A 13,276-nucleotide genomic window follows, 5' to 3' on the forward strand; every position below is an offset into this window, starting at 1 on the left:
GACCGGCGCGAAAGGCACGGCGGCGAGCGACACGGCGGCTCCGCTCAGGCCCCGAATCAGAGTGGTACGGTTTTTAAACGCCGGGACGACGAGAGCCAGCAGGATAGCCGGGAACACGGCGTCCAGCCCGATGGTTTCCGGGGCTGGCAGCAATTGACCCACCACGGTGCCCAGCAGGGTCCCCAGCGGCCACAGAATGGCAACGCCGAGGCCACATAGCCAGTAGGCGGCTTTGCGCTGCTCTGGGGTTTTCTGCGACAGGCCGAACACGACGCTTTCATCGTTCATAATATGGCAGCCGAAAAAACTCGCCGCGCGGGTGCCGACCAGATCCCGTACCGTCACGCCAAACGGAACATGGCGGGCGTTAACCAGTAAACCGGCTGCGGCAGCGGCTAACGGATTACCGCCGCTGGCGACAATGCCGATAAACATAAATTCGGACGCTCCTGCCAGCACACAAATAGAGAGTACAAACGGCACCCACACCGGGAAGCCATAAGCCATCGCCAGTGAACCGTAGGACATCCCAACCACGCCTACCGCCAGGCAGACCAGAAAGATTGCTTTTATCGTGTCTGCCTTCAGACAGGAGAAGAAGTGCGCCATGATTTAGCCATATCGAACGAATTTCCATTATAATGAACGCAACATCAGCGTTTGACAAGATGAACGATTCGTTCGATATAAAAAACATGGAGTCGGGTATGACACAACCCATCAGCGTGATCGCCAAAAGTCTGGTTCGCGAGCGTCAGCGGACGGGTCAGTCGCTGGCAGAAATCGCCCGACGGGCGGGGATCGCCAAGTCGACGCTTTCCCAACTGGAGGCGGGGAACGGTAATCCTAGTCTGGAAACCCTCTGGTCGCTTTGTGTGGCGCTGGATATTCCCTTTGCGCGACTGCTGGAGCCGCAGGTGCAAAAAACGCAGGTGATCCGGTGCGGTGAGGGCACGAAAGTAGTGGCCGAACAGGCGCACTATCAGGCGATTTTACTGGCTGCCTGCCCGCCTGGCGCACGGCGTGATATCTATCTGTTGTTGACCCAGCCAGGAGCCGACCGCATTTCTCAGCCGCATCCGCCGGGCTCGATTGAGCATATTATTGTTACGAAGGGAAAAGCGCTGGTCGGACTGACAGAAGCACCAGAAGTGTTAGGTGAGGGCGACTATATTTGTTATCCCGCCGATCAGGAGCATATCTTCCAGGCGCTGGAAGCGGATACCCAGGCGATTCTGGTGGCTGAGCAGAGTTTAGCGAACCTGGAATTTCATCGCTATGGTATGCAAAAGGCTCCCCCGAATGATTACCTCTAATTATTTTTTCTCTTAATGCATATTTAATTGTTTTTATGATATTTCGTTTATTTTAGCCCTTTTGTTATATTCCTCACGAACTGAATGCTTTCTGCGTTTACACAAAGAAAGCTGCATGTTAGTAATTGCTGGCCTGCGGCGCGGTAACAGTTGATTATTATCGTCAATTGTAGCCGTTATTAAATATAAAAATAACACATACTATTTTGTTATTCATTTTGCGTGTTTCTCAAAGAAATACGCTGTCCATTATTTATTTTCAAGGAGCGCAAATAAATGAGGAAATCGACGCTGGCTTTAGCAATAGGTCTGTTATTAATCGCTAATAATGGTTTTGCTAAAACGCAAAAAATGACGCTGGAACAACGGCTAGAACAACTGGAAGCGCGACTGGAGGCCGCAGAATATCGGGCGGCAAAGGCGGAAAATCAGGTTCAGCAATTACAGACCCAACAGGCAACCGAAATCCGTGAACTTAAGGCGGCACAGGGCAACACGCCGGTTAACGGCCAAACCCCTCCTGAGGAGACGAAAAAGAATGCCGCGACACCGAATCTGCTGCTTTCCGGTTATGGCGATCTGAAAATCTATGGTGATGTTGAATTCAACATGGATGCGGAAAGTAATCATGGCTTGCTGGCAATGACCAATGCCAGTGTTGACCATGACCCGACTAACGAACAGTGGAATATTAATGGCCGGATTTTACTGGGCTTTGATGGTACACGTAAGCTGGGTGAGGGTTATTATGCCGGATTCTCCGCCCAACCGCTGGGGGATATGACCGGTACGGTGAATATCGATGATGCCGTCTTCTTCTTTGGTAAAGAGAATGACTGGAAAGTGAAGGTGGGGCGCTTCGAAGCCTACGATATGTTCCCACTGAATCAGGATACCTTTGTTGAACATTCGGGGAATACCGCCAACAATCTGTATGACGACGGCAGCGGTTACATCTATATGATGAAAGAAGGCCGCGGTCGTTCTGATGCTGGCGGTAACTTCCTCGTCAGCAAGCAGGTGGATAACTGGTACTTCGAGTTAAACACTCTGCTGGAAGAAGGCACTTCACTCTATAACGATGACGAATTCCACGGTCGGAAAATGGATCAACAGAAAAACGTTGCCTATTTGCGTCCGGTTATTTCATGGTCGCAGGATGCGTTCTCGGTAGCTGCCGCGATGGAATCGAACGTCGTCAATAACGCCTATGGCTACACCAACGCAAACGGTAAATTTGTCGATCAGTCGGACCGTACCGGTTACGGTATGACGATGACATGGAATGGATTAAAGACCGATCCGGAGAATGGCATGGTGGTTAACCTGAATACCGCTTATCTTGATGCCAATAATGAAAACGATTTTACCGCCGGGCTGAACGCGCTGTGGAAACGTTTTGAATTAGGTTATATCTACGCGCATAACAAAATTGATGACTTTGAAGGGGTGGTGTGTGATGACGGCTGCTGGATTAATAATAAAGGCACCTATGACATTCATACCATTCACGCGTCATATCAGTTTGCTAATGTGATGAATATGCAAAACTTCAATATTTACCTTGGCGCATATTACTCAATTCTGGATAGCGAAGGCGATAATGTGAACGGCGACGATTCTGATAATCGTTATGGTGGTCGCGTTCGCTTTAAATATTATTTCTAAACGAAAGGGCCCGGTAGCGCCGAGGTCTACCGGGCTCATCGATTACTCCAGATAAAACACGTTTTTCAGCTCAGCGCTCACCGGGCTGTTATCCGGATTTGCGGGCATGACGTCGCGCATATGCTTCCACCAGCGCTGACAAACGTCAGTGTTGGCAACGGCGTTCCAGCGTTCTTCGGACTCAATCTCTACGGTCGCAAACAGCAAATTACGCGGCGCATCGAGATAGATCGCGTAATGATGCGCCCCGTGCGCTTTCAGCACAGCTTCCAGCTCCGGCCAGATGGGATTATGCCGACGCTGGTACTCCTCATGTGCGTCGGCATTCACCTGCATCACGAACGCTTTGCGGATCATAATGCCTCCAGATACAGCTCGCGTACTTCGTCACGGCTGGCAGTTCGCGGGTTACACGGCGCACAAGGATCCGCCAGCGCTTTGTCCAGCCAGCCTTCGATATCCTCTTTGGTGACGCCAAGCTGGCTGAAACCAGCCGGAATACCGACACGTTTGCTTAATGCGCGGATGGCGTTGATCGCTTCCATACTTGCTGCTTCATCGCTCATACCACGGGTATCGACACCCATCGCCTGCGCGATGCGGGCAAAACGCGCCACTGCGTTCGGGCGGTTAAAGTTTTCGATAATCGGCAGCAGGATGGCGTTACAAACGCCGTGCGGAAGGTTATGCGTGGCGCCCGGCTGGTGCGCCAGGGCGTGAACCAGCCCCAGGCCGGCGCTGTTGAACGCCATCCCCGCCAGATACTGACCAAACGCCATTTGCTCGCGCGCTTCCAGGTTGTGGCCATCATCGACCGCTTTTGGCAGCCACAGGTTGATCAGGCGAATCGCTTCCAGCGCATTGGCGTCAGTCAGCGGGTGTGCACCAACAGAAACATACGCTTCCACCGCGTGGGTCAGCGCGTCCATACCGGTTGCTGCCGTCACGGAGGCCGGGATTTCCAGCATCACGCTGGCATCGTCCACGGCGATATCCGGGATAATGTTCGGATCGATGATGACCTCTTTCACCTGGCGTCCGGAGTCGATGATCACGGCGTTGCTGGTCATCTCGGCAGCGGTTCCGGCAGTGGTGTTAATGGCAACCAGCGGTACGCCTGGGTTTTTCACTTTCCCCACGCCGGAGTAAGCGGTGGAAGGCCCCGGGTTCGCGGTGAGGATTTTCACGGCTTTAGCGGTATCGATCGGGCTGCCGCCGCCAAAGGCGATGAGGTAATCACAGTTCGCGTCCTGATAAGCCGCGTAGCCTTTTTGCACCAGCGCTTCGGTCGGGTTCGGGAACACCTCATCGAACAGGTGGTACGACATTTTGTGCTCATCCAGCGCCGCAAACAGACTGTCGAGCAGGCCCAGCTTAACCAGTTGACCGTCGGTGACGATCAGCGCTTTTCCCCATTGCTTATTCGCTACGAGGTTCACCATATCGCCAATCGCGCCCGCGCCATGCAGACTGATTTTCGGAAGTGCCAGCATAAAGCTCATGTTGTTTCTCCTTAAAGTGATGATATTTCCGGCGGCAAAACTCCATGTCGCCGGAGGGATTCAGATTCGTCGTCGTTGCATCATTCGGCGGGTAAGAATTGGCAGCGAGATCACCACGATCAGCATCACGCCGATAATGATCGACATCACGATGCCCGGCACGTTGAGCAGGCTCAGGCCGAAGGTCACCAGCCCCATCAGGAACGCTGCGATGATGACGCCGGTCATGCTGCCGGAGCCGCCGAGAATATTGACGCCACCCAGCACCGCCATTGTTACCACGGCCAGCTCCCAGCCCATCGCGATGGTGGGACGCGTACTGCCGAGTCTGGAAGTGAGCAACACGGCGGCCAGTCCCGCCATGAGTCCGACCAGAGCGAATAAAATCAGGTTGTGACGTTTCACGTTAATGCCGGAGTACCACGCGCCCACCGGGTTATTACCGATGGCGTAGGTGCGGCGACCAAAGTTCGTTTTGTGCAGCAGGAAGGTGAACACGATCGCCAGTACGATAAACAGCGCAAACTCGAACGACAGCGCGCCCCAGACGTAGCCCTGACCAAACCACGCAAAGCTTTCCGGGTAAGCATTCAGCGCCTGATCGCCGAGTAAAATGTAGGTTATGCCGCGATACAAACTCATGGTGCCGATGGTGATCACGATGGATGAGAGATTAAACCGCGTCACCAGGATGCCGTTCAGCAGCCCGCACAAGAGTCCGGTTCCCAGCCCGACGCAGACCAGCAGGGGCGTATCCATTCCCGCTGCCGCGCAGAACCCCATGGCCGTCGAACTCAGCGCCAGAGTTGACGCCACCGAGAGATCAATTTCCCGGGCGATAATCAGCATCGCCATGGGCAGCACGATGATCGCTTTTTCGGTGAAGTTGAACGTTGCGTCGGAGAGATTCCAGATATTGAGGAAGTACGGCGAGGCCAGCGCGTTGACGATAAATACCGCCAGGGTGACGGCGAACAGAAAACCCTCCCAGCACAACAGGCGTTGCCAGACCGCGCGCGTATCGGGGGCGCGTTCGCTCGCTTCAGACGTCATCACTTTATTCATGAGTTCACCGCCTGTTTTTGCCGTGCCAGCGCCGCGTTGCGCAGAATTAACCGGCCTTTGTGTTTATTGCTGCGTTCGTTGAGCAGAACGGCAATCACGATCACCGCGCCGGAAATAGCCATCTGCCAGAAGGGTGAGATGCCAATGACGGGCAATGCGTTATTGATCACGCCAAGGAACAATGCGCCACACAGGCAACCGAGAACGCGACCGATTCCTCCCATCGTACTGATACCCCCAATCACACAGGCTGCCACAACCTGTAACTCAAAACCGTTAGCTACATCGACATAGGCAACAGCGAATCGGGAAATCCACAGGTAGCCGCAGAAACCGGCGAGGGCACCCGACAGGCAGAAGCTGATGAACTGCATTTTCCCGGCATTGATCCCGGTGTAATACGCCGCAGTGGCATTCCCGCCTGCGGTGTACAGCGCTCGCCCTGTGCGGCTGTAGCGCAGGAAGTAGCTGACTACGATAACGGCGGCGATGGCGCACCAGCTCAGTACCGGCAGGCCAAGCAGAGCAAAACGAGGAAGGGCGAGGAAGCTGTCGCTCATCTGATGCGAGTTAATCCAGCCGCCGTTCGACAGCAAAAAGATAATGCCGCGATAAATGCTCATGGTACCGAGCGTGACCACTATCGCCGGGATACCTAATTTCCAGACCAGCAGACCGTTGATCATTCCCATCACCAGACCGCAGGCGGTTGCCAGTAATATCAACGCCCAGACGGGGATCTCAGGATGCTGGAAGTTGAGCAGGGCGACGATCATCCCGGTGAGCGCCAGATTGGCGGCCATCGACAGATCGATACCTTTGGTCAGTAGTACCATCATTTGCCCGAGCACAAGGATGATCAGAATCGAGGTGTCATTGAAGATTTCGGCCAGGTTGCCAGGAGAGACAAACGACGGGACGCGACTGCCGATGGCGGCGATCATCAGGAGAATAACCGCTGCCAGCAGGGCTTCGCGGTGTTTGAGCAGGCGCTGAATCATTATGCTGCCTCCTTATTGATGCCGCTGGCGGCGCTGACAATGGCCTCCGCTGTGGCTTCACCGGCGCGGTATTGCGCGACCATCAACCCTTCGTGCATGACGATAATTCTGTCTGCCATGCCCATCACTTCCGGGAGTTCAGAGGAGACCATAATCACCGCCAGCCCTTGCGCCACCAGTTCGGACATAAACTGGTGCACCGCCGCTTTTGAGCCGATATCGATGCCTTTGGTCGGTTCGTCGAGAATAATCACTTCAGGATGGGTGGCGAGCCATTTACCGATCACCACCTTTTGCTGATTGCCGCCGGAAAGCGTTTCGACCGCCTGACGCCAGCTAAACGCTTTGACCTGCAGGCGTTTAGCATAGCTGTCCGCCAGTTGCCACTCTCGCGCCGCATTGAGCACGCCACGCGGATTCAGCTTACTCAACTGCGGCAGGCTAATGTTCTCGGCGATACTCATTTCAATGATTGCCCCCTGTTTTTGTCGTTCTTCCGGCACGCAGACAATACCAGCGCGAATCGCATCGGCAGGCTGATGAAAATGAATGGGCCGTCCGTTGAGACGGATTTCACCGTGAGAAGGCCGGGATACGCCGGACAGCGCCTGCATCAATTCGGTCCGTCCTGCCCCCACCAGCCCGTAGAAACCGAGGATCTCCCCTTTTCTCAGAGTGAAATCAATGTGGGCAAATTCAGTGGGATGGCAGAGATCTTTCACCTCCAGTACCGTCTCGCCTTTCTCGCAGGCCACTTTCGGGAAAGTCTGGGTAATCGCGCGTCCTACCATCATGGCGACCATCCGCTCTTCGCTAATCTCATGGATGTCGCCGGAACTGACGAATACGCCGTCGCGTAGAATGGTGTAGTGATCCGCCAGCTCAAAGATTTCATCGAACTTATGGGAGATAAACAGAATCGCTTTGCCTTCCTGCTTCAGGCGCTCAACGATTTGATAGAACTCCAGAATTTCGTGTTGCGACAGTGCGGCGGTCGGTTCATCGAGAATCACTACCTGGGCCTCAAAGGAAAGCGCACGGGCAATGGCCACCATATGGCGCTGGGCGATGCTCAGGGTTTTCAGCGTGGCGCGCGGATCGATCTGCACCTCAAGGCGGGTGAGGATCGCCTGCGCCCGACGGTGCATTTCTGGCCAGTCGAGCTTTTTGAAAAAGCCTTTATACAGGTATTGGCCGACAAAAATATTCTCAGTCACCGACAGCTCATCGAACAGCACCGTTTCCTGATGAATCGCGGTGATGCCGACTTTATGCGCCGCTTCCGGCGTCGGGAGCTGAACAGGAATAGCCTTGTAGAGGATTTCCCCCTCATCAGGCTGATAGATGCCGGTCATGACTTTGACCAGCGTGGATTTCCCCGCGCCGTTTTCGCCCACCAGTGCGGTCACTTTGCCTGGCCAGAGATCGAGCTGCACGTTCTCAAGGGCGCGCACGCCGGGGAATATCTTGCTGATCCCATGAAGTTGCAATAAAGGGGTGGACATGTCAGTTCTCCTCTTCATGTAGTGTTGCCGGATGGCGCTAACGCTTATCCGGCCTACAAAACGTATCGGTACCCGCAGGCCGGATAAGCACAACGTCATCCGGCGGCGTGATCCAGGGATCAGAAGATTTTTGAGAACTTATCAATGTTGCTGGCATCGTAGACGAATGGCTTAGCCATCGCCCCATTGCCGTCGGCATCCAGTTGCACTTTACCCAGTTTCCCCATATTGGCTTCGGTTTTGCTGGCGGTGCCTTTAACCAGATCGTCCGCCAGATACGTCGCCGCATAGCCCAGATCGATAGGGTTCCAGATCGCAAAACTTTTCGACGCGCCTGACTTCACCGCGCCTGCCATTTCGGATGGCAAGCCGAGACCCGTCACATACACTTTGCCAATTTTGCCCTGATCCTTCACTGCCTGCGCCGCGGCGACAATGCCGACGGAAGACGGGGAGACGATCACTTTCAGATCCGGGTAAGATTTGAGCAGCCCTACTGCTTCGCGGTAGCTCTTGTCTGAGAGATCGTCGCCATAAGCCACGGTCACCAGGTTGATAGACGGATACTGCGGAAGCACCTTTTTCATCTCCGCAATCCAGATATTCTGGTTGGTCGACGTTGGCGTGGCGCTCAGGATCGCCACATCGCCTTTCTCCACGTTCAACGCCTTCAGCGCATCGGCGGCGAGTTTGACGTTGGTTTCGCCGATCAGGGCATTATTTGACGGGTTAAGGTGGATCTGCCGCCCCGCAGGCGCGACGCCGGAATCCCATGACACGACTTTGATACCACGCTGCATCGCTTTCTTCAGGACGGGTACAACGGCATCGGGATCGTTGGCAGAGATGGCGATCGCATCAACGCCCTGGGCGATCAGCCCATTCAATACTTCGATCTGCGCTTCAGCGGTAGTCGTGGTGGGACCGGTGTAGATCACTTTGACATCTCCGATCTCTTTGGCGGCTTCCTGAGCGCCGACGTTTGCCGCTTCGAAAAATCCATTACCTAACGATTTCGCCACCAGGGCGATTTTTACTTCAGCTAAAGCGGAACCGGACAACGCCAGAGCGGCAACGGTGAGGATCAAGCTTGTCTTTATATTCATTGCTTTTACTCCACATCATGTTGATTCCCATGGGGAATGGTTTGGATTTGCAGGTGACAGAGTTCGCCCCGTCTCAGTGAGCGGGGCGCGATGTTGTTATCAATACAGTTCTAATGCACTGGCGAGCGGGGTGACGCCAAAGCGTTTACCCAGCGCGATCAGTTCTTCGCGGCTGATGGTTTGCTTCATACCGCCCATCGACAGCACTTTGACTAACACTTCGGCGGACTTCTCGGCGGTATCGATCAGTCCAAACGTTTCATCCAGCGTCGGGCCGCTGCCGAATACGCCGTGGAACGGCCACAACACCAGCGAATGTTTCTGCATTTCCTGCGCGGTGGCCTGGCCGATTTCATCGGTGCCCGGCACCATCCATGGCAGAATGCCCACGCCATCCGGGAAGACCACCAGACACTCGGTACTGCCTTCCCACAGTTTGCGGGTAAAAAGCGCGGTGCTGTTTTCCAGCACGTAGGTCAGGGCGATCAGGTTGGTGGCGTGGCAGTGCATGATCACGCGATCTTTACCTTGCGTGGTCTGGATACGTTCGCAGTGCGACAGGAAGTGTGCCGGCAACTCAGAGGTGGGCACCGCCTCGTTCGTCAGCCCCCATAGAATGTGGTAGCCCGCTCCGTCGCTGTCCACTTTCACGATGCCCAAATTGGCGGCGGGATCGAGTTGTACGTTGCGGAAGAATTTACCAGAGCCGGTCACGATAAACGGCGTGTTCGCCAACAGCGGCATTGGCTGGCTCAGGGCAATGTAGCGTGGTGCAGGATGGAAATCGGCGCTGAAAGGGGCAATATCCGCGTCATCGAGACGCAGCGTCAGGTTGCCGCCATTGCGCTCGTCCCAGCCTTTCAGCCAGGCGTCGGAGGTGGCTTTAATCATCCCCTGGACAAACCAGGCGTCGAGAATATTTTGCATAAAAGGTCTACCTGTTTTAGTCAATGCCCGATGGCAATGCGCCTATCGGGCCTGCGATGTTGAATGTGTCAGTAGGCCGGATAAGCGCAGCGCCATCCGGCAATAATGTGTTAACCGCGTTTGCTCAAAATCTCTTTCTCATAGGCGCGAACGCTCTCGAGCCACTGGCTGCCAGCGGGCGTGTCATGACGCTGGCAATACATTTCCCATACCGCCTGCCACGGCAGCGATTTTTGCTCTTCCAGCAATGCCAGGCGTGCGGTGTAATCGCCACTGGCTTCCAGTTGGCGCAGATGTTCGGTGGGTTCCAGCAGGGCGCGCAGCAGCGCTTTTTTCATATTGCGGGTACCGATGACCCATGCCGCGATGCGGTTGATGGAGGCGTCGAAGAAGTCGAGACCGATGTGGACGCGGTCGAACAGGTTGTGGCGTACGATCTCGCTGGCAATCGCCTGGGTTTCATCATCCAGCAGTACCACGTGGTCGCTGTCCCAACGCACCGGGCGGCTCACGTGCAGCAGCAGACGCGGCACATACAGCATGGCGGCGGAGATTTTGTCGGAGATCACTTCTGTCGGATGGAAGTGGCCCGCATCAAGACACAGCGCGGTCTGGCGGCTGGTGGCATATCCCATGTAGAACTCGTTGGAGCCGACGGTGTAGCTTTCTGCGCCGATGCCAAAGAGTTTGCTTTCAACGGCGTCGATATGGTGCGCCGGGTTCAGTTTTTCACTGATGACTTCGTCCAGCGCGTCCATCAGACGCTGACGCGGGGCCAGGCGGTCCACGGTGACATCTTTCATGCCGTCCGGGATCCAGATATTCATCACTGACGGCGTACCCAGTTGCTCGCCAAAATAGGCGGATACGCGGCGACTGGCCTTGCAGTGGTCGATCCAGAACTGGCGGATTGTGTCGTCGGCATGCGCCAGCGTGAAGCCGTCAGCGCTCAGCGGATGCGAGAAGCAGGACGGGTTGAAATCCAGACCAAGTTGATGCGCTTTTGCCCACTCTACCCAGTTTTTAAAGTGTTCCGGTTTGATTTTGTCACGGGCGACCGGGGTATCGGATTCCAGATAGATGGCATGCAGGTTCAGGCGTTTAGGCCCAGGGATCAGGCTGAGCGCCTGCTCCAGATCGGCGCGTAGCTCATGGGCATTACGCGCTTTACCCGGGTAGTTACCGGTGGCCTGAATACCGCCGGTGAGCGATCCTTCCGGGTTTTCGAAACCGGCTACATCATCGCCCTGCCAGCAGTGCATTGAGACCGGCAGACGATCGAGCTGGCGCAGCGCCTCCTCGACATCAATACCTACTGCGGCGAAGCGTTGTTTCGCCAGTTCCCAGGCTTGTTCCAGTTGAGTGGTCATGCGCAAAGCTCCTTTGTCTGTCGTTTTGAATGAAATTGCGTCACATAGCGGGCAATCTCACTGTCAGGATTGGGGGTAAACGTCGTCAGGTTGTAATTAGCGGTGACCACCTGGCGGAAGTCATCGACGTTGTTGAGTTCATCCAGCGTCATCAACTGGATACCGATGTTGCCGAGCGTAGAGGCTTCAACAGGCCCAGCCATGACGCGAATACCGCAGGCATCGGCGCACAGTTGGTTCAGCAGGGCGTTCTGGCAGCCACCGCCGACAATGTGCAACTGGCTGAAGGTCTCGCCGCGCAGCGTCGCCAGTTCTTGCAACACATCGGCGTACAGCAGCGCCAGACTGTCGAAAATACAGCGCGCCAGTTCTGCATCGCTATCAGGCACCGGCAGTCCGGACTCGCGACAGGCGGCCTGAATTTCAGCGCTCATGTTGGCGGGGTTGATAAAACGATCGTCATTCGGGTTGATCAGAAAACGGCAGGCGGGCAATGCGTGCGTGGCGGCAATCAGCGCGGACAGGTCGTCCACCTGGCGCTCTTTCAGCACGCGCTGCAGCAGCCACAGACCCATGATATTTTTCAGTACCCGATAACGCCCCTCCGCGCCGCCTTCATTGGTGATGTTCGCCGCCAGCGCGGCGTCGTTGGTGTAAGGCGTTCGGCTTTCAAAGCCCATTAACGACCAGGTGCCGGAGGAGAGATACGCACTGTGTTTATCAGCCAGCGGCGAGGCGATCACCGCGCTGGCGGTGTCGTGACTGGCGACGGCCACCACGGGGATCTGATTCTTCTGCGGGCAAATCCAGTAACCAATCACGTTGCCCGGATGCGTCGGGTGACCAAACCAGGCGTTGTCTGCCCCCGTCCATGCCAGCAGCGTCTCATCCCAGTCATCGCTGTTGATGTTTACCAGTTGCGTGGTGGTAGCGTTGGTGTATTCCCAGTTCAACTCCCCGGTCAGACGGAAGCTGAAGTAGTCGGGGATCAGCAAGGCATGTGCGACCTGCGAAACCCACTCCGGCTGCTGTTCAACCAGTGCACGCAGCTGGTAGAGCGTGTTGAACGGCAGAAACTGGATCCCGCTGCGTTGATAAATAGTGGTTTTACCGAGCTGTTCCTGTGCGCGTTGCATTACGCCTGTGGTGCGGCTGTCACGATAAGAAACCGGTAGCCCGACGCGTTGGCCTTGTTTATCGATCAGGACATAGTCCACGCCCCAGGTATCAATACCGATACTGTCAATGCGGATGCCTTCATCGCAGACTTTTTCCAGCCCCAGGCGAATGGCGTCTTCGAGACTGTCGAGATCCCAGGTGTCGAAACCGTCCTGCTTTTGCAGGCAGTTCGCGAAGCGATGGATTTCACGCAGCGTCAGGGTGCGATGTTCACTGTCATAGCGCGCCAGCATTACGCGTCCGCTGGAGGCACCAAGATCGACAGCGACACAATGGCGAAAAGTCATAGTGAGGTCCTTCTGAGTTTCATTAAGCCCAGTCTAGAAAACCTCGTCATGGCTCACCTTCTTGTTACTGACAGGCAAAATTGGCCGCTGGCAAGAAAGCAAAGGTGAACGTGATAACGTTCACAGTTTCCGGTAATAGGCGCGATTTCCCCTGATGTGACGCCGTCCGCATTTCCGGATCTTTCCCGTCTTTTCTTGAAAAATTGACCTTGTTTGCACGGTTTTATGTCAAAAATTTAAGGTGAGGTGGCTAACCCTTAATTACTATTTCTGACATGTTCATTTGACCTGGATGCCATCATGACCGTACTGCACTGCGTGGATTTTTTTCCATCAGGTAAAGCGCCTGT

General features: G+C 55.1%; 11 protein-coding genes and 1 pseudogene. 2 read left to right on the plus strand and 10 right to left on the minus strand.

Going from position 1 to position 13,276, the window contains the following annotated elements:
- On the minus strand, positions 1-609 hold a 609-nt coding region (locus tag AB7E14_RS11200), incomplete at its 3' end, for an AzlC family ABC transporter permease (protein ID WP_428169526.1).
- Between the two features lie 98 nt (positions 610-707).
- Between AB7E14_RS11200 and AB7E14_RS11205 the strand changes: the two are divergent.
- Positions 708-1,253, plus strand: a pseudogene (locus AB7E14_RS11205) (helix-turn-helix domain-containing protein); the annotation flags it as partial.
- A gap of 339 nt (positions 1,254-1,592) precedes the next feature.
- Positions 1,593-2,984 (plus strand): carbohydrate porin, encoded by a 1,392-nt coding sequence (locus AB7E14_RS11210; RefSeq protein ID WP_316962771.1) that lies wholly within the window; start codon positions 1,593-1,595, stop codon positions 2,982-2,984.
- Positions 2,985-3,026: 42 nt separating this feature from the next.
- On the opposite strand, the gene rhaM is transcribed toward AB7E14_RS11210, so the two are convergent.
- The 9 genes from rhaM to rhaB form a co-directional block, all read right to left on the minus strand.
- Positions 3,027-3,341 (minus strand): L-rhamnose mutarotase, encoded by a 315-nt coding sequence (gene rhaM, locus AB7E14_RS11215; protein ID WP_042998889.1) that lies wholly within the window; start codon positions 3,339-3,341, stop codon positions 3,027-3,029.
- A complete protein-coding gene (fucO, locus tag AB7E14_RS11220; protein ID WP_042998890.1) occupies positions 3,338-4,486 on the minus strand; it encodes a lactaldehyde reductase in 1,149 nt (382 codons plus the stop codon). The genes rhaM and fucO overlap by 4 nt, the downstream gene beginning before the upstream one ends.
- A gap of 60 nt (positions 4,487-4,546) precedes the next feature.
- Positions 4,547-5,551, minus strand: coding sequence for an ABC transporter permease (locus tag AB7E14_RS11225; RefSeq protein WP_316962770.1), 1,005 nt, complete (start codon positions 5,549-5,551; stop codon positions 4,547-4,549).
- Positions 5,548-6,552, minus strand: a complete 1,005-nt coding sequence (locus AB7E14_RS11230; RefSeq protein WP_316962769.1) for an ABC transporter permease — start codon at positions 6,550-6,552, stop codon at positions 5,548-5,550. The genes AB7E14_RS11225 and AB7E14_RS11230 overlap by 4 nt, the downstream gene beginning before the upstream one ends.
- Positions 6,552-8,057 carry a sugar ABC transporter ATP-binding protein gene (locus AB7E14_RS11235; protein WP_061069458.1) on the minus strand — a complete coding sequence of 502 codons (1,506 nt, stop codon included), beginning with the start codon at positions 8,055-8,057 and terminating at the stop codon, positions 6,552-6,554. The genes AB7E14_RS11230 and AB7E14_RS11235 overlap by 1 nt, the downstream gene beginning before the upstream one ends.
- Positions 8,058-8,176: 119 nt before the next feature.
- Complete coding sequence (gene rhaS, locus AB7E14_RS11240; RefSeq protein WP_042998894.1) at positions 8,177-9,163, minus strand: rhamnose ABC transporter substrate-binding protein; 987 nt, start codon at positions 9,161-9,163, stop codon at positions 8,177-8,179.
- Between the two features lie 99 nt (positions 9,164-9,262).
- Positions 9,263-10,090 (minus strand): rhamnulose-1-phosphate aldolase, encoded by an 828-nt coding sequence (gene rhaD, locus AB7E14_RS11245; RefSeq protein ID WP_042998895.1) that lies wholly within the window; start codon positions 10,088-10,090, stop codon positions 9,263-9,265.
- Positions 10,091-10,200: 110 nt separating this feature from the next.
- Positions 10,201-11,460 (minus strand): L-rhamnose isomerase, encoded by a 1,260-nt coding sequence (gene rhaA, locus AB7E14_RS11250; RefSeq protein WP_042998896.1) that lies wholly within the window; start codon positions 11,458-11,460, stop codon positions 10,201-10,203.
- On the minus strand, positions 11,457-12,926 hold the full coding sequence (gene rhaB, locus AB7E14_RS11255; protein WP_042998897.1) for a rhamnulokinase: 1,470 nt from the start codon (positions 12,924-12,926) through the stop codon (positions 11,457-11,459). Before rhaB ends, rhaA begins: the two co-directional genes overlap by 4 nt.
- Positions 12,927-13,276: the final 350 nt, after the last annotated feature.

Origin of the sequence: Citrobacter sp., from assembly GCF_050252275.1 — a bacterium.
Lineage (GTDB): Bacteria > Pseudomonadota > Gammaproteobacteria > Enterobacterales > Enterobacteriaceae > Citrobacter_A > Citrobacter_A amalonaticus.

What these genes read in the sequence shown, in the direction of transcription:
- AB7E14_RS11210 (WP_316962771.1), top strand. Translation starts at nt 1,593, where the DNA reads ATGAGGAAATCGACGCTGGCTTTAGCAATAGGTCTGTTATTAATCGCT.
- rhaM (WP_042998889.1), bottom strand. Translation starts at nt 3,341, where the DNA reads ATGATCCGCAAAGCGTTCGTGATGCAGGTGAATGCCGACGCACATGAG.
- fucO (WP_042998890.1), bottom strand. Translation starts at nt 4,486, where the DNA reads ATGAGCTTTATGCTGGCACTTCCGAAAATCAGTCTGCATGGCGCGGGC.
- AB7E14_RS11225 (WP_316962770.1), bottom strand. Translation starts at nt 5,551, where the DNA reads ATGAATAAAGTGATGACGTCTGAAGCGAGCGAACGCGCCCCCGATACG.
- AB7E14_RS11230 (WP_316962769.1), bottom strand. Translation starts at nt 6,552, where the DNA reads ATGATTCAGCGCCTGCTCAAACACCGCGAAGCCCTGCTGGCAGCGGTT.
- AB7E14_RS11235 (WP_061069458.1), bottom strand. Translation starts at nt 8,057, where the DNA reads ATGTCCACCCCTTTATTGCAACTTCATGGGATCAGCAAGATATTCCCC.
- rhaS (WP_042998894.1), bottom strand. Translation starts at nt 9,163, where the DNA reads ATGAATATAAAGACAAGCTTGATCCTCACCGTTGCCGCTCTGGCGTTG.
- rhaD (WP_042998895.1), bottom strand. Translation starts at nt 10,090, where the DNA reads ATGCAAAATATTCTCGACGCCTGGTTTGTCCAGGGGATGATTAAAGCC.
- rhaA (WP_042998896.1), bottom strand. Translation starts at nt 11,460, where the DNA reads ATGACCACTCAACTGGAACAAGCCTGGGAACTGGCGAAACAACGCTTC.
- rhaB (WP_042998897.1), bottom strand. Translation starts at nt 12,926, where the DNA reads ATGACTTTTCGCCATTGTGTCGCTGTCGATCTTGGTGCCTCCAGCGGA.